Origin of the sequence: Kitasatospora mediocidica KCTC 9733 (assembly GCF_000744225.1) — a bacterium.
GTDB lineage: Bacteria > Actinomycetota > Actinomycetes > Streptomycetales > Streptomycetaceae > Kitasatospora > Kitasatospora mediocidica.
Genome location: NZ_JQLN01000005.1, coordinates 499,650 through 514,613 on the forward strand (window position 1 = coordinate 499,650; position 14,964 = coordinate 514,613).

13 protein-coding genes are annotated in these 14,964 nt (G+C 71.7%); 7 read left to right on the forward strand and 6 right to left on the reverse strand.

The genetic code is table 11. The features are described 5' to 3' along the window. Positions 1-117: 117 nt before the first annotated feature. Both BS80_RS16325 and BS80_RS16330 read right to left on the reverse strand, forming a co-directional pair. The gene (locus tag BS80_RS16325; protein WP_035798144.1) at positions 118-774 is read right to left on the reverse strand and encodes an alpha/beta hydrolase family protein; all 657 of its coding nucleotides are present in this window, start codon (positions 772-774) and stop codon (positions 118-120) included. Continuing rightward, positions 774-1,520, reverse strand: coding sequence for an SOS response-associated peptidase (locus tag BS80_RS16330; RefSeq protein WP_035798146.1), 747 nt, complete (start codon positions 1,518-1,520; stop codon positions 774-776). The genes BS80_RS16325 and BS80_RS16330 overlap by 1 nt, the downstream gene beginning before the upstream one ends. 124 nt (positions 1,521-1,644) lie before the next feature. Between BS80_RS16330 and BS80_RS16335 the strand changes: the two genes are divergently transcribed. The 6 genes from BS80_RS16335 to hisN all read left to right on the forward strand — a co-directional run bounded on the left by BS80_RS16335 (position 1,645) and on the right by hisN (position 6,719). Beyond that, the gene (locus BS80_RS16335) at positions 1,645-2,355 is read left to right on the forward strand and encodes a M50 family metallopeptidase (RefSeq protein WP_035798148.1); all 711 of its coding nucleotides are present in this window, start codon (positions 1,645-1,647) and stop codon (positions 2,353-2,355) included. Between the two features lie 60 nt (positions 2,356-2,415). After that, complete coding sequence (aroA, locus tag BS80_RS16340; RefSeq protein WP_035798151.1) at positions 2,416-3,750, forward strand: 3-phosphoshikimate 1-carboxyvinyltransferase; 1,335 nt, start codon at positions 2,416-2,418, stop codon at positions 3,748-3,750. Between the two features lie 16 nt (positions 3,751-3,766). After that, positions 3,767-4,822, forward strand: a complete 1,056-nt coding sequence (gene rsgA, locus BS80_RS16345) for a ribosome small subunit-dependent GTPase A (protein ID WP_035798152.1) — start codon at positions 3,767-3,769, stop codon at positions 4,820-4,822. Between the two features lie 99 nt (positions 4,823-4,921). Continuing rightward, positions 4,922-5,245, forward strand: coding sequence for a DMT family transporter (locus BS80_RS16350; protein WP_035798154.1), 324 nt, complete (start codon positions 4,922-4,924; stop codon positions 5,243-5,245). A gap of 57 nt (positions 5,246-5,302) precedes the next feature. Next, a complete protein-coding gene (locus BS80_RS16355) occupies positions 5,303-5,863 on the forward strand; it encodes a Uma2 family endonuclease (protein WP_035798156.1) in 561 nt (186 codons plus the stop codon). Between the two features lie 58 nt (positions 5,864-5,921). Beyond that, the gene (gene hisN / locus BS80_RS16360; RefSeq protein WP_035798158.1) at positions 5,922-6,719 is read left to right on the forward strand and encodes a histidinol-phosphatase; all 798 of its coding nucleotides are present in this window, start codon (positions 5,922-5,924) and stop codon (positions 6,717-6,719) included. Between the two features lie 80 nt (positions 6,720-6,799). Here the strand turns inward: hisN and BS80_RS16365 are convergent, their stop codons facing one another. Further along, positions 6,800-8,278, reverse strand: a complete 1,479-nt coding sequence (locus BS80_RS16365; protein WP_035798160.1) for a catalase — start codon at positions 8,276-8,278, stop codon at positions 6,800-6,802. Between the two features lie 115 nt (positions 8,279-8,393). Here BS80_RS16365 and BS80_RS16370 point away from each other — a divergent pair, with 115 nt between their 5' ends. After that, positions 8,394-8,804 (forward strand): Fur family transcriptional regulator, encoded by a 411-nt coding sequence (locus tag BS80_RS16370; protein WP_035798162.1) that lies wholly within the window; start codon positions 8,394-8,396, stop codon positions 8,802-8,804. A gap of 39 nt (positions 8,805-8,843) precedes the next feature. Here BS80_RS16370 and BS80_RS16375 read toward each other — a convergent pair whose 3' ends face one another. From BS80_RS16375 to BS80_RS16385, 3 genes are all read right to left on the reverse strand, one after another. After that, entirely contained in the window at positions 8,844-10,802 is a 1,959-nt protein-coding gene (locus tag BS80_RS16375; RefSeq protein WP_232246502.1) for a tetratricopeptide repeat protein, read from the reverse strand. A 324-nt stretch (positions 10,803-11,126) separates the two neighbouring features. Beyond that, the gene (locus tag BS80_RS16380; protein ID WP_035798163.1) at positions 11,127-13,184 is read right to left on the reverse strand and encodes a glycosyl hydrolase family 18 protein; all 2,058 of its coding nucleotides are present in this window, start codon (positions 13,182-13,184) and stop codon (positions 11,127-11,129) included. A gap of 89 nt (positions 13,185-13,273) precedes the next feature. After that, complete coding sequence (locus BS80_RS16385; RefSeq protein WP_063771995.1) at positions 13,274-14,791, reverse strand: chitinase; 1,518 nt, start codon at positions 14,789-14,791, stop codon at positions 13,274-13,276. Between the last annotated feature and the right edge of the window lie 173 nt (positions 14,792-14,964).

A 14,964-nucleotide genomic window follows, 5' to 3' on the forward strand; every position in this document is an offset into this window, starting at 1 on the left:
CTTCGCTCCTCGGGCCGCTCCGGGCACACGATCGAACCCATGTGTGCTGCCTTTCCGTGTTCGGGCAGTGCTGACGAAGGGGTAAACCCGCCTTCGGGCAAAGGCATTCCCCGCTGCTCACAGCGACAGCGTTTGCGCCAGCCAGGCCCCGACCGAGTCGGTAATCAGTTCCAGCACCCCGTCCTGGCCCAGCGCCGCCGACTTCGGCACCGCGAAGCCGTGCCCGGCACGCGGCACCGGGACCAGCCGGTGGGTCGGCGGGAGCGGCGGGAACTCCGCCGGCACCCCGAACGGGTCCACCGTCCCCTGCACCACCAGCGTCGGCAGCCCGCTCCCCAACAGCTCCTCGGCCCGCGAACGCTCCGGCTTGCCCGGCGGGTGCAGCGGGAAGGCCAGCGCCAGCACGGCCACGGCACCGCTCGGCGCCCCCGTACGGCAGGCCACCCGGGCCCCGGCACTGCGGCCGCCGACCACCAGCGGCGCTCCCTCGGCGGCCAGCCGCTCGGCGATCGGCAGCCAGGCCAGGTCCAGCGTCTTGGGGGCCGGGCCGATCTTCTTGCCGGCCACCCGCCAGGGCTGCTCGACCAGCGCGACGGCCACGCCCAGCGCGGGCAGCGTGGCGGCCAGCGCCACCAGGTCCGCCGCTCCGATCCCGCCGCCGGCGCCGTGCCCGAGGCCGAGCACCGCCTTCGCCGGGCCGGCCGGCCGGTGCCAGCTGATCCGGGCGTCCCCGACCGGGGTGGGGGCCAGGGTGGTCTCGACGTCGTCGGCCATCAGAAGAGCAGTCCTTCCTCCTCGGGCGTGACCGGCGCGGTCAGCCCGGGACGATTGTTGCGGATGCTGCCCACCGCGGCGGAGACCGGCACGACCTGGAGCAGGCCCGGTTCGGGCGCCACCAGCAGCGCGCGCGCCTCCTCGGCGTCCGCGAGGGAGGGGTCCAGCCAGGCGTCGAAGGAGCTCGGCTGGAGGTAGAGCGGCATCCGCTCGTGGATCGGGGCGAGCAGCTCCTCGGCCTCGGTCGTCACGATGGTGCAGGTCACCAGCCAGGCTTCGGGGTGGTCGGCGGGCCGGGCGCGGTCGCGCCAGAACTCGTACAGTCCGGCCAGCGCCAGCGGTGCGCCGTCCAGCCGGCTGACGAAGTACGGCTGCCTGCGCGGCCTCGTCTCGCTCGGCGCGGTCTGCCACTCGTAGTAGCCGTCCACCGGGATCAGGCAGCGGCGGGAGGCGAAGGCCTGCCGGTAGGAGGGCTTCTCGTGCACGGTGTCGGCCCGCGCGTTGATCATCTTGGCCGCCGTCTCCGGCGACCTGGACCAGGCCGGCACCAGCCCCCAGCGCAGCACCCGCAGCTGGCGCACCGGCGCGCTGCCGCCCTTGGGTATCCGGTCCAGGACGACCCGGACCGGTTGGGTCGGGGCCACGTTCCAGCTGGGCGCGAGCGTCTCGGTCGGGTCCCAATGAGCGACGCCGAAGTGCTCGACGATGTCCTCCGGCGTGGTGCTCGCCGCGAATCGACCACACATGGCGCAAGTTTCCCATGATCCCCTGCGCGGGCGAGGGTCCTTCCGGGAACCGGTGACTACCCCGTGGCTGTCCCTCCGTGGGAGGCTGCCCTCTCCTCCCCGCCGCCGGCCCTCTGGACGAAGCATGGACAACCACAACATCACCGCCGTCTGGCAGCAGGTCGTCGGCACCCAGCCGGACCCGCCCCGCTGGCTGGTGCTGGCCTGCGCCGCGGCCGCTCTGCTGGCGATACTCCCGCACCCGGTCTGGCGGGTCAGCCGCAACGTGGTGACCATCGCGCACGAGGGCGGTCACAGCCTGATCGCGCTGCTCACCGGCCGCCGGCTGGACGGCGTCCGGCTGCACTCGGACACCTCCGGCCTGACCGTCTCCTCCGGCCGCCCGACCGGCCTGGGCATGATCCTGACCGCCGCCGCCGGCTACACCGCGCCCTCGCTGCTGGGTCTGGGCGGGGCCGCCCTGCTGGCCGCCGGGCGGATCACCGCACTGCTGTGGATCTCGATCGCGCTGCTGGCAGCCCTGCTGATCATGATCCGGAACGCCTTCGGGCTGCTCTCGGTGGTCGCCACCGGGGCCGTCTTCTTCGCCGTCTCCTGGTTCGGCAGCGCCCAGCTCCAGGCCGGCTTCGCCTACCTCGGCATCTGGTTCCTGCTGCTCGCCGGGGTGCGCCCGGTCATCGAGCTGCAGAGCAAGCGCCGCCGCGGCGGTGCCCGTGACTCGGACGCCGACCAGCTGGCCCGGCTCACCGGCGTCGGCGCGCTGCTCTGGGTGACCCTCTTCCTGGTGGTGGCGCTGTCCTGCCTGTTGGCCGGCGGCAGCCAGCTGCTGCGCTGAGGCGTCCACAGCGTGGGCCGCACGCGGACCACCCCCGCCCCGCCCCCCTAAACTGGCGGCATGACCGAGACCCTGTGGCCCGCCCCCGTCGCGACCGCCGCCGTCGACGCGACCGTCACCATCCCCGGCTCCAAGTCCGTCACCAACCGGGCCCTGGTCCTGGCCGCCCTCGCCTCCGAGCCCGGCTGGGTGCGCAGGCCGCTGCGCAGCCGTGACTCCCAACTGATGGCCGACGGCCTGCGGGCGCTCGGCGTCGGCATCGAGGAGCAGGTCAACAACTCCAGCGGCGGCAGCGGCGGCGGCGAGGCCTGGCGGGTCATCCCGGCCGGTCAGCTGCGCGGCCCGGCCCAGGTGGACGTGGGCAACGCGGGCACGGTCATGCGCTTCCTCCCCCCGCTCGCGGCCCTCGCCGACGGCCCGGTGCACTTCGACGGCGACCCGCGCAGCTACGAGCGCCCGCAGCACGGCGTCATCGAATCGCTGCGCGCGCTGGGCGCCCGGATCGACGACGGCGGGCGCGGCGGTTTCCCGCTCACCGTGCACGGCACCGGCGCGCTGGACGGCGGCACGGTCGAGCTGGACGCCTCGTCCTCCTCCCAGTTCGTCAGCGCCCTGCTGCTCTCCGGCGCCCGCTACAACCAGGGCGTGGAGATCCGCAACATCGGCGGTCCGGTGCCCTCGCTGCCGCACATCCGGATGACGGTCGACATGCTGCGGCTGGCCGGCGTCCAGGTCGACGCCCCCGAGGACGGCGGCGAGAAGGACGTCTGGCGGGTCACCCCCGGCGCGCTGCTCGGCCGCGACATCGTGGTCGAGCCGGACCTCTCCAACGCCGCGCCGTTCTTCGCCGCCGCCCTGGTGACCGGCGGGCGGGTGACGGTCCGCGACTGGCCCCGGCACACCACCCAGCCCGGTGACGCGTTGCGCGGCATCTACGCCCAGATGGGCGGCAGCCACCGCTTCACCGACGAAGGCCTGGAGTTCACCGGCAGTGGCCGGATCCACGGGATCGAGGTCGACCTGCACGACGTCGGCGAGCTGACCCCGGTGATCGCCGCCGTCGCCGCGCTGGCCGACTCCGAGTCGCACCTCTACGGCATCGCCCACCTGCGCCTGCACGAGACCGACCGGCTGGCCGCGCTGGCCAAGGAGATCAACGACCTCGGCGGCGACGTCTCGGAGACCGAGGACGGCCTGCGGATCCGCCCGCGCCCGCTGAAGGGCGGGGTCTTCCACACCTACGAGGACCACCGGATCGCCACCGCCGCCGCGGTGATCGGCCTGGCCGTCCCGGGCGTCCAGGTGGAGAACGTCGCCACCACCGCCAAGACGCTGCCCGACTTCCCGCAGATGTGGGCCGATCTGCTCGATCCGCCGGCGGCGGCGGGCGTCTGAGCGGGAGTACGGGAACATGCGCCGTTACGGCAAGGACGCCGACGAGGACGACATCCGCAACCGCCCGAGCCCCAAGGGCTCCCGGCCGCGGACCAGGATCCGGCCCAAGCACGAGGACGCCGACGAGGCGATGATCCTGACCGTCGACCGCGGCCGGCTGACCTGCCTGGTCGAGGCGGGCACCAAGCGCGAGCGCGAGGTGGTCGCGATGAAGTCCCGCGAGCTGGGCCGCAAGGGCGTGGTGGTCGGCGACATCGTCAACGTGGTCGGCGACCTCTCGGGCGAACCCGACACGCTGGCCCGGATCGTCCGCGTCGAGGAGCGCAGCTCGGTCCTGCGGCGCACGGCCGACGACGACGACCCCTACGAGCGGATCGTGGTCGCCAATGCCCAGCAGTTGGCGATCGTCACCGCGCTGGCCGCCCCCGAGCCCCGGCCCCGGCTGATCGACCGCTGCCTGGTGGCGGCCTACGACGCCGGCATGGAGCCGCTGCTGGTGCTCACCAAGTCCGACCTGGCCCCGGCCGCGCCACTGCTGGAGACCTACGCGCCGCTGGGCATCTCGTACGTCGTCACCCGGCGGGACGAGCTGGAGACGACCGGCGCGGAGGCGGTCCGCGAGCACCTGCGCGGGCGCTCGACGGTCTTCATCGGCCACTCGGGGGTCGGCAAGACCACCCTGGTCAACGCCCTGGTCCCGCTGCACCAGCGCAGCACCGGCGTGGTCAACGCGGTCACCGGGCGCGGGCGGCACACCACCGTCTCGGCGCTGGCCCTGCGGCTGCCCCCGCCCCCGGGGGCCAAGCCGGGCTCCAAGAAGTCGCTGGACCCGGGCTGGGTGATCGACACCCCGGGCTTCCGCTCGTTCGGCCTGTCGCACATCGAGCCCTCCCGGGTGATCCACGCCTTCCCCGACCTGGAGCCGGGCACGGTCGACTGCCCGCGGGCCTGCAGCCACGACGAACAGGACTGCGCCCTGGACGCCTGGGTCGAGGACGGCCACGCCGAGCAGGCCCGGCTGTACTCGCTGCGCCAGCTGCTCTCCTCCCGCGAGACCCGCGAGGGCGACTGACCCGCCGCGGGCCGAGGTGTCGGATCACCCGCCAGCGGTGATCATAAGAGCGTCGGTTGATCACAACCGACGCTCTGTCAGACACAGGGAGACGAACCGATGGCATGGTTGATGGTCGTCCTCGCCGGACTGCTGGAAACCGGCTTCGCGATCAACCTCAAGCTGAGCCACGGCTTCACCCGGCTCGTCCCCACCCTCCTCTTCGCCGTCTTCGCCCTCTGCAGCTTCGGGCTGCTCACCCTCTCCCTCAAGACCCTCCCGGTGGGCAGCGCCTACGCGGTCTGGACCGGCATCGGCGCGGCCGGCACCGCGATCTACGGAATGATCTGGATGGACGAGTCCACCTCGGCCCTGAAGCTCGTCTCGATCAGCCTGGTGATCGCCGGCGTCGTCGGCCTCCAACTGAGCGGCTCCGGCCACTGAGGCCTGGATGTCAGCGGCGTGTGCCAGCATGGATCCAGCAATCTCAGGAGGTCCGGCATGAGTGTGATGGACGAACGCGCGCACCGCTTTCTCGATTCCATCGAGATCCCCGAGGGCTACCGGGTGGAACTGCTCAACGGGGAGATCATCTTGTCGCCGTCCGGAAAGCCCCTGCACTGGAAGATCCAACTCAGCCTGATCCAGCAGTTCTCGCTCCACTCGCAGTGGCAGATCGCGGCCGAGCAGACCGTCCGGCATCCCGGGTACAGCGACGAGCCGCAGCCCGATTTCTTCGCCATGCCCGCCGAAGCCTCGGTAGACCTGGAAGGCACCTACCGCGCCGACCATGTCTCGCTCGTCGCCGAAGTCCTCTCACGAAGCACCAAAGCCACCGACCTGATGACGAAGGTCGAGGTCTACGCCCGCTTCGGCATCCCGCTCTACCTGATCGTCGACCCCTTCAAGCGCCGCTGCACCCTGCACAGCGTCCCCGCCTCCGAGGGCTACACCGACACCGTGCACGTCGACTTCGGCCACCCGATCCCGCTCCCCGAGCCCTTCGGTTTCGCGATCGACACCAGTGCCTTCCCCGCCTACCGCTCGGCCGACGGTTCCTGACTGTCCGACGTGCGAGCCGAACTGTCGGGATCGGGGGCGGCTCGCTACTGTTCGACGCATGGCCGACTACCACGACGATCTCCGCCTCGCCCATGTCCTCGCCGACTCGGCCGACTCGATCACGCTGGAGCGTTTTCGGGCGCTCGACCTCAAGATCGAGACCAAGCCCGACCTGACGCCGGTCAGTGACGCCGACAAGGCGGCCGAGGAGCTGGTGCGCAGCGTGCTCCAGCGGGCCCGGCCGCGTGACGCGGTGCTGGGCGAGGAGTTCGGCCTGGTCGGCACCGGGCCGCGGCGCTGGGTGATCGACCCGATCGACGGGACCAAGAACTACATCCGCGGCGTGCCGGTCTGGGCCACCCTGATCGCGCTGCTGGAGGTCGGCGCGGACGGCGAGGAGGTGCCGGTGGTCGGCATCGTCTCGGCCCCCGCGCTGCAGCGCCGCTGGTGGGCCGCGAAGGACCTGGGCGCGTACGCCGGGCGCAGCCTGGCGAAGGCCTCGCGGATCCACGTCTCGCAGGTGTCCCGGATCGAGGACGCCTCGCTCTCGTTCTCCTCGCTGACCGGCTGGGAGGAGCGCGGCCGCCTGGATCCCTTCCTCGACCTCACCCGGGCCTGCTGGCGCACCCGCGGGTTCGGCGACTTCTGGTCGTACATGATGCTCGCCGAGGGCTCGGTGGACATCGCGGCCGAGCCGGAGCTGAGCCTGTGGGACATGGCCGCGCCGTGCATCGTCGTCCAGGAGGCCGGCGGGCGGTTCACCGGGCTGGACGGGGTGGACGGCCCGGGCGGGGCCGACGCGGTGGCCTCCAACGGGCTGCTGCACGAGGAGACCCTGCGACGGCTGAGCGTCTGACGCGCTGTCCCGAGATGGGTGCGGGCCCCGGAACCAGTGCGGTGGACTGGTTCCGGGGCCCGCGGTCTTGAGGGGTGCTGCTACTGCTGCTTGCGCAGCTCGCGCACCGCGGCCTCCAGGCGGCGGCCGTAGTCGGCGTCGGCCTGGCGGAAGTTGTCGATCGCGCGCTCGACGATGTCCTCGCGGTCGGCGGAGACCTTGGCGATGAAGCCGGCCAGGTTGGCTATCAGGCGGGCCTTCTCGTCCTCGCTGAAGAGCCGGTAGAGGTCGCCGGCCTGCACGAAGTCGGTGTCCTCGCTGTGCGAGGGCGCCACGTGGGTGCCGGTCTCGCCGGTCACCGGGGTGGCCGACCAGAGCGGGCGGCCGGTCTCGACCGGACCGCCGAAGCTGTTCGGCTCGTAGTTCTTCTGGCGGCCGTGGCGGCCGTCGTAGAGGTAGCCGTCACGGCTGTTGGTACGCGCCTCGGCAGCGTGCGGGCGGTTCACCGGCAGGTGGTCGGCGTTGATGCCGACCCGGTAGCGGTGGGCGTCCGCGTAGGCGAAGAGCCGGCCCTGGAGCATCTTGTCCGGGGACGGGCCGATGCCGGGCACGAAGTGTCCCGGGGAGAAGATCGACTGCTCGACCTCGGCGAAGACGTTCTCCGGGTTGCGGTTGAGCTCCAGCTTGCCGATCTCGATCGGCGGGTAGTCGCTGTGCGGCCAGACCTTGGTCAGGTCGAACGGGTTGAAGCGGTAGTTCGCCGCGTCGGCCGCGGGCATGATCTGGACCTGGACGGTCCAGCTCGGGAACTCGCCGCGCTCGATCGACTCGCGCAGGTCGCGCTGGTGCGAGTCGGGGTCGGCGCCGGCCAGCGCGCCCGCCTCGTCGGCGGTCAGGTTCTTGATGCCCTGGTCGGTCTTGAAGTGGTACTTGACCCAGAAGTACTCGCCGGCCTCGTTCTGCCACTGGTACGTGTGCGAGCCGTAGCCGTTGAGGTGGCGGTAGCTGGCCGGGATGCCGCGGTCACCGAAGAGCCAGGTCACCTGGTGCGTCGACTCGGGCGACAGGCCCCAGAAGTCCCAGACGTTGTCCGCCTCCTGGGAGCCGGTGTACGGGTCGCGCTTCTGGGTGTGGATGAAGTCCGGGAACTTGATGGCGTCCTTGATGAAGAACACCGGGGTGTTGTTCCCGACGAGGTCGTAGTTGCCGTCCTCGGTGTAGAACTTCAGCGCGAAGCCGCGCGGGTCACGGACCGCGTCGGCCGAGCCCAGGTTGCCGGCCACCGTGGAGAAGCGCAGGAAGGTCTCGGTCTGCTTGCCGACCTCGGACAGGAACTTGGCCCGGGTCCAGGCGCTCACGTCGGCGGTCAGCGTGAACGTGCCGTAGGCGGCGGCGCCACGGGCGTGCACCACGCGCTCCGGGATGCGCTCACGGTTGAAGTGCGCGAGCTTCTCGAAGAGCAGCTGGTCCTGGATGAGGGCCGGACCACCGATTCCCGCGGTCGCGGTGTTCTGGTTGTCGGCAACGGGCGCGCCCGCCTCCGTCGTCAAGGTTGGCCGCAGCTCGTCCTGGGCAGTCATGGGAGCACCTTCCGCGATATCCGGTCGTGTTGCGCTGTCCTGTGGACACGATCCTAGCTTGGACTTTGTCTAAGTCAACACTGGAACCAAGTCCAGAACTTGCTACCCTGTACCTATGAGTGACCTCCTCGAACGACTCCGCGAACGTGGCTGGAGACTGACCGCGCAGCGGCGTGTCGTGGCCGAGGTCCTCGACGGCGACCACGTCCACCTGACCGCCGACGAGGTGCACGCCCGCGCGGTGTCCCGCCTGCCGGAGATCAGCCGCGCGACGGTCTACAACACGCTCGGCGAACTGGTCGTCCTCGGTGAGGTGCTGGAGGTCAGCACCGACGGCCGGGCCAAGCGGTACGACCCCAACGCGCACCACTCGCACCAGCACCTGATCTGCTCGCACTGCGGCACGATCCGCGACGTCCACCCGGCCGGCGACCCGCTCGCCGCGCTGCCGGCCGACGAGCGCTTCGGCTTCGCCGTCTCCGGCGCCGAGATCACCTACCGCGGACTCTGTCCGGACTGCCACTGACCCCGTCGACTGCCTGACCCCGGCAGCCGCAGGGGGCCCTCAAGCCGTCATCTCCGGGTGCAGCGCGTCCAGCAGCCGGGCCGCGCGCTCGGCAACCTCCGCCGGACCGCAGTCGGCCGCCCGCCGGCACCAGTTCTCCGCCTGGACCGGCTCCCCCCGGCGCAGGGCCAGCAGCGCCAAGCGCAGCGCGGCCCGCCCGTGGCCCGCGTCGGCCGCCCGGGTGTACCAGAGCATGGCCTCCGGCTCGCGCTCCTGACGAGCCAGCAGCAGGCCCAGGTTGAAGGCCGCACTGCGGCTGCCGCCCTCCGCGGACCGGCGGTACCAGCTCTCCGCGATCTCCAACGCACCGCGCTCGGCGGCCCGCACGCCCATCCGCACCTGCGCGCGGGCGTGCCCGGCGTCGGCCGCGATCGCGTACCAGTGCTCGGCCTCGGCCTCGGCGTCCCCGCGCCGGTCCAGCAGCGAGGCGAGCCGGAAGGCGCCCTCCGCGGACCCGCCGACCGCCGCCTGACGGTAGCGGTCCAGCGCGGCCGGCAGGTCGCCGCGCTGCTCCTTGGCCACCGCCAGCTGCAACGCCGCCTCGCCGTGCCCCTCGGCCGCCGCCCGGGCGTACCACTCCTGGGCCTGCTGGTGCTCGCCGCGACCGGCGTGCAGGACACCGAGGTTGAAGGCGCCGTCCACGCTGCCGGCCTCGGCGGCCTTGGAGAACCAGGGCTCGGCACCGGACTCGTCGCCGCGCTGGAGCAGCACGACGGCCAGCGCGTTGCAGGCCTCGCGGTGCCCGGCGTACGCGGCGCGGCGGTACCACTGCTCGGCCTGGGCGTCGCGGCCCGCGCCCGCGCAGAGCAGGCCGAGGTTGAACGCGCCGTTGTGGTCGCCCGCGTCGAGCGCGACGCGGTACCAGCGCTCGGCGGCGGCGTCCTCGCCCCGGCTCGCGTGCAAGGCGCCCAGCGCGTTGGCGGCGTTGCCGTCACCGGCCTCGGCGGCCTCCTGCCACCACTCGGCGGCGGACGGCAGGTCGCCGGCGTCACGCAGCATGAAGCCCAGCGCGCAGGCCGCCCGCGGCTCACCGTTCTGCGCGGACTGCCGGTACCAGCGCGCGGCCTCGTCCCAGAGCGCCTGGTCGCCCTGCGCGCGCTCCTCCACCAGCACGCCCAGGCGCAGCGCGGCCCGGCCGTGGCTGCGGACGGCCGCCGTGCGGTACCAGGTCTCGGCGCTGTCCTTGTCGCCGGCCGCCTCGCGCATCCGGGCCAGCCGGTAGGCGGCCTCGCGGTGACCGGCGTCGGCGGCGGACTTGAACCAGCGCTCGGCGCGCACGTCGCGCCGGTGCTCCATCAGGTCGCCCAGCGCGTAGGCGCCGAGGGCGTGGCCCTGCTCGGCGGCGAAGTGCAGCCAGTACTCGGCGGCCTCCTCGTCGCCGTGGTCGCGCAGGTGCAGTCCGAGCGCGTGCGCGGCCGGGGCGCTGCCCGCGACGGCGGCCTGCCGCCACCACTGGCCCGCCTCGGCGCGGTGTCCGTGCTGGTGCAGCAGGACACCGAGGTTGTTGGCGGCGGCCCGCAGCCCGGCGGCGGCGGCCTTGCGCAGGTAGGGCTCGGCGTCGTCCAGCTCGCCGCGGCGCAGCAGCAGTGCGCCGAGCAGGCTGGCCGCGTTCGGGTCCCCCGCGTCGGCGGCGGCCCGGTGCCGGGTCTCCAGCGCGGCGGACTCCCGGGCGGCGAGCTCGGTCTCGAAGCTGAGGTGCTCGAAGTCGTCGCCGCCCCCGGCCGCTGCCGTGCTCGCGGACGCGGCGCTGACGGCGCTGCCCGCGCCGCCGACCGGCGAGTAGCGGCCGGGCAGTTGCGGGACGGGGACGTGCACCAGGCTCTCCGGCCCGGACGAGCGTCCCTGGGTCAGCGCGCTCCTGCGCTGGGCGGGTACCGGGGCGGAAGCGGGCACGGGTGTGACGGCCTCGTCGCCGTACTGGTGGACGGGGCCTGGCGAGTTCCTGCCGATCAGCTTCATGCCGACTCCCGCTCCCCCCGAGTGTCGCGGCGTCCGCCGGGGGCGCGCCGGGGCGTACGGCTCGTCAACAGCCGCGCACCATCCCCCATGTGGTCCATCGTCGCATCACCCGATACCCGCGTACACCTGCCCCGCGAACATTTGGCGGGCCGGGCCGAGGCCGGCGAGATTGCCTCAGCGCTTTGTCGATTTCCCGACACTTGCGCCTCACAAACCCCCCACCGCCAATGGGGATGAACCGAGCGTCCGCCAATACTACCGGAGGCGGCGCCACCGCTTGGGTGACACCGCCTCCGACCTGCGCGGGAACCGCGCGTCGGGTCGTCAGCTCACGCTGAGATCGTCCGCGTAGTAGGTGCCCTGGCCGTACCATCCATGCACCCAGACGGTCACCGAGGTGACCCCGGCGCCGGTGGTGAACTTGGTTGAGAGCTGGGACCAGTTGGGGCCGCTGGTCCAGGTCGAGGTGTCAGCGCCCGAGCCGGTCACCCCGAGGTAGGTGTAGCTGCCCTGCACCCAGCCGGACAACGTGTACGTGGTGTTCGGCTTGACCGTGACGGTCTGCGAGCACTGGGCGTCGTCACTGGCACTGGCAGCGCCTGCCAGGGCGTGCGAGCCGGAGTGCACCGGGCTGCTCACCACCGAGCCGAGGTTGCCGGTGCAGGTCCACGGAGCGAGCGAGCCGGACTCGAAGCCGCCGTTGACCACGATGCCGCCGGTCGGGGTGGGGGTGGGGGTGGGCGTGGGGGTGGGGGTGGGCGTCGGCGTCGGGGTCGGGGTAGGGGTGGGAGTCGGCGTGGGAGTCGGGGTCGGGGTGGGCGTCGGCGTCGGGGTCGGGGTCGGGGTCGGGGTGGGGGTCGGCGTGGGCGCCGGGCAGCTGGAGGCCGAGCCGTTGGTGTCCGTGACCGCCGCGTTGAACAGCGTGGCAGCCGAGTCCAGGTCGTACAGCGAGAACATCATCGTTCCGCCGAGTCCGTTGCAGTGCAGGTAGTCCGCGGTGGCCTGGAGGGACTGGGAGTCCTCACCGGACCAGAAGGTGCTGCCGTCGTAGAAGTACGCGGCCTGCGAGCTCGGATCCCAGAAGGTGTCCGCCGCATTGTCGACGACCCCGGAAAGCTCCTTGTACATCCGGATGCCCGCCACGTTGCCCGAGTCCGCCGCGCCGGTCGCCGGACCGGTCGCCGTCTGGAAGAGCCCGTGGTTGCTGCCCGCCGGCACGCCGGTCCAACCGCGGTAGTAGAACGGCACGCCCATGTTGAGCTTGGCCGCCGGGAACCCACCGGGTATCCCGTACTGCGAGTCGCCGACCGTGTAGGCCTTGATCGCCTCGTTCGCCGAGTACTTGGAGGTTCCGGGGGCGATCGCGGTGGACGGGTCGGCCGGGTTCTCGTACAGCGGCGCCTGGTGGTTGGTGGGCCCGGTGGGCTCCCAACCGCCGTGCATGTCGTAGGTCATCGGATCGCCGAACGTCAGGTACTGGCCGATCTTGTCGGTCTCGACGTTCTGGATCTTGTCCTGGCCGGCCGGCAGCGCGGCCGAGAGCGCGTAGGTCTTGCCGTCGGCGGCGCCCTGGGCGTTCAACTCGGTGCGGAACTCGGCGAGCAGGGCGGTGAAGTTCTGCTTGTCGGCCGTGCTGGAGTGGTTGCCGGTGTGGCCGCCGCCGCCCGGGTACTCCCAGTCGATGTCGAAGCCGTCGAAGATACCCTTGCCGGTGCCCGTGCCGCCGTAGCCGTTCTGCGAGGGCAGGTTGCCCTTGATGAACATGTCGATGCAGGAGCTGACCAGCTTCTTGCGCGAGGCGTCGGTGGCGGCCGCGTCCGAGAAGTACTTGGAGTAGGTCCAACCACCCAGGCTCAGAATGACCTTGAGGTTCGGGTTCTTCGCCTTCAGCTCCTGGAGCTGGTGGAAGTTGCCGACGATCGGCATGTTCCAGGCGTCCGTGGTGCCGTCCACGCTGATGCCGGAGCTGAAGCTCTTGCCGTAGTCGGCGTACGAGTCGCCCGCACCGTCACCCGCGTTGGGGTTGTTCTCGTCCTGCGAGGCGGCCGAGTTGGCCTCGAAGCAGGTGAGGTTGGTCGGGTCGATGTTCTCGAAGTCGTAGATCAGGTAGTTGAGCTTGCTCGCCTCACCCGAACTGTTGACGTTCTGCAGGTAGAAGGCGTTCTGGTACACCGACCACTGGTCGTAGTACGCCACCTTCATTCCGCCCGAAGTGGCGGGCGCTCCCGTCGTGTTGGCGGCGGGTGCGGCGGCCAGTGGGGTGGCCGCCGGGAGGTTCTGTGAGGCCTGGGCATGAGCCATGCCCAGCACCGACACGGCCGCGCCCAGCAGCAGGCTGGCTGCCGAGGTCATCGCCCATGCCGATCGACTGGTTCTGCGCATTCTCGCTCTCCTGTGATGTGGGGGAAGGGCCGCCCACCGCCCGGTGTGTGTGGGGCGGGCGGTGGGCGGGAGCAGGGGGATGCGTCGGGTCAGCTCATGCCGTGGAGGTGGCTGCCGACCGTGGTGGCGATGGAACTGCCATTGCTGGCATCCCAGTTGGTGGACCAGGTCATCGCGCCGCCGATGCCGGGCCAGCTGGTGGCGGGCTTGAAGGAGCCGCAGTGGGTACCGCTCGCGAGGCAGTCCAGCGCGTTGTCCACGGTGCTCGGCGAGACGTAGCCGCTGCCGGCCGCACTGGTCGAGGCCGGAACCCCGAGGCCGACCTGGCTCGGCGCGAGGCCGCCCTGCAACTGGATGCAGGCCAGTGCGGTCAGGAAGTCCTCGCTGCCCTCGGAGTAGACGTTGCCGTCGCAGCCGTTCATCGAACCCGAGTTGTAGTACTGCATGTTGACGATGGTCAGGATGTCCTTGGTGTTCAGCGCCAGCTGGAAGTAGTCGCCACCGGTGGACTGCATGTCGATGGTCTGCGGCGCCATGGTCAGGACGAAGCCGCTGCCCGCCATCGCCGCGAGCGAGTGCAGCGCGCTGCCCATGTAGGTGGCGCTGACGCCGTTCTCCAGGTCGATGTCGACGCCGTTGAAGCCGTAGCTCTGCATCAATGCGTAAGCGCTGCTCGCGAAGTTGGCCGCGGCCGTGGAATCACCGACCGAGATGGTGCCGTTCTGGCCGCCGATCGAGAGGACCACCTTCTTGCCGGCCGCCTGCTTGGCCTTGATGTCCGCCTTGAACTGCGCGTCGGTGTAGCCGCCGAGCTTGCTCGACAGGGTGCCGTCCAGCGCGAACGTGATACCGCCGGGCTTCGACGGGTCGGTGTCGGCGAACGCCACCGCGATGATGTCGTAGGCGGAGTTGACGTCGCTCAGCCGCTGGTCGGTGGCGCCGTTGTCGAAGTCCTGCCAGTAGCCGGTCAGCAGGTGCTTGTTACCACCGGGCGGGGGCGTGGTGGGGGGCGGCGTGGTCGGCGGCGGCGTCGTGGGGGGCGGCGTCGTCGGCGGGGCCGTGGTGGGGGGTGGGGGCGTGGTGGGAGGGTTAGTGGTCGGCGGGGTGGACGTCGGGTACGGCGGAGCACCGGTCAGCACCAGGTCGTCGGCACCGTACGCGCCCGTCCCGTACCAGCCGTGCAGGTAGACCGTCACGCTGAGGGTGGTCGGGCCGGTGGTGAAGCTGGTGGTCAGCTGGTTCCAGGAGGCGTTGGTGCTCCAGGTCGAGGTGTCCGTCCCACCGGTCCCGCTGTCGCCCAGGTAGACGTAACTGCCCTGCACCCAACCACTCAGTGTGTAGGCCGAGTTCGGGCGCACTGCGACCTGCTGGGTGCACTGCGCGTCGTCGCTTCCGGCCGGGGTGGCCCGCAGCGCGTACGACCCGGAGTGCACCGGACTTCCGGTCACGGCACCGGAGTTCGCGGTACAGCTCCAACCGGCCAGGGTGCCGGTCTCGAAGCCCGGGTTCTGCAGGAGGTTGCCGACGTCGGCGCCCACGGTGGCGCTGGCACTCCCGCCGGAGGCGATCAGCACCGTGCCGGCCGCCGCCAGGGCGAGCGCGGCCACGCAGGCCAGGGCGGTTCTCGGGGCCGAGCGCTTCGCCCCGCCGCGCTCGACGGGTCTTCTCTCGGGTTGTCTGGTCGCACGGTGCACGGGGCAGCTCCTCTGATCAACAGGACGGCGCGGCACACCGGGCCGCGCCCAGGGCGCGTGACACAGGCAGCAGGGAGCGAAGCGGA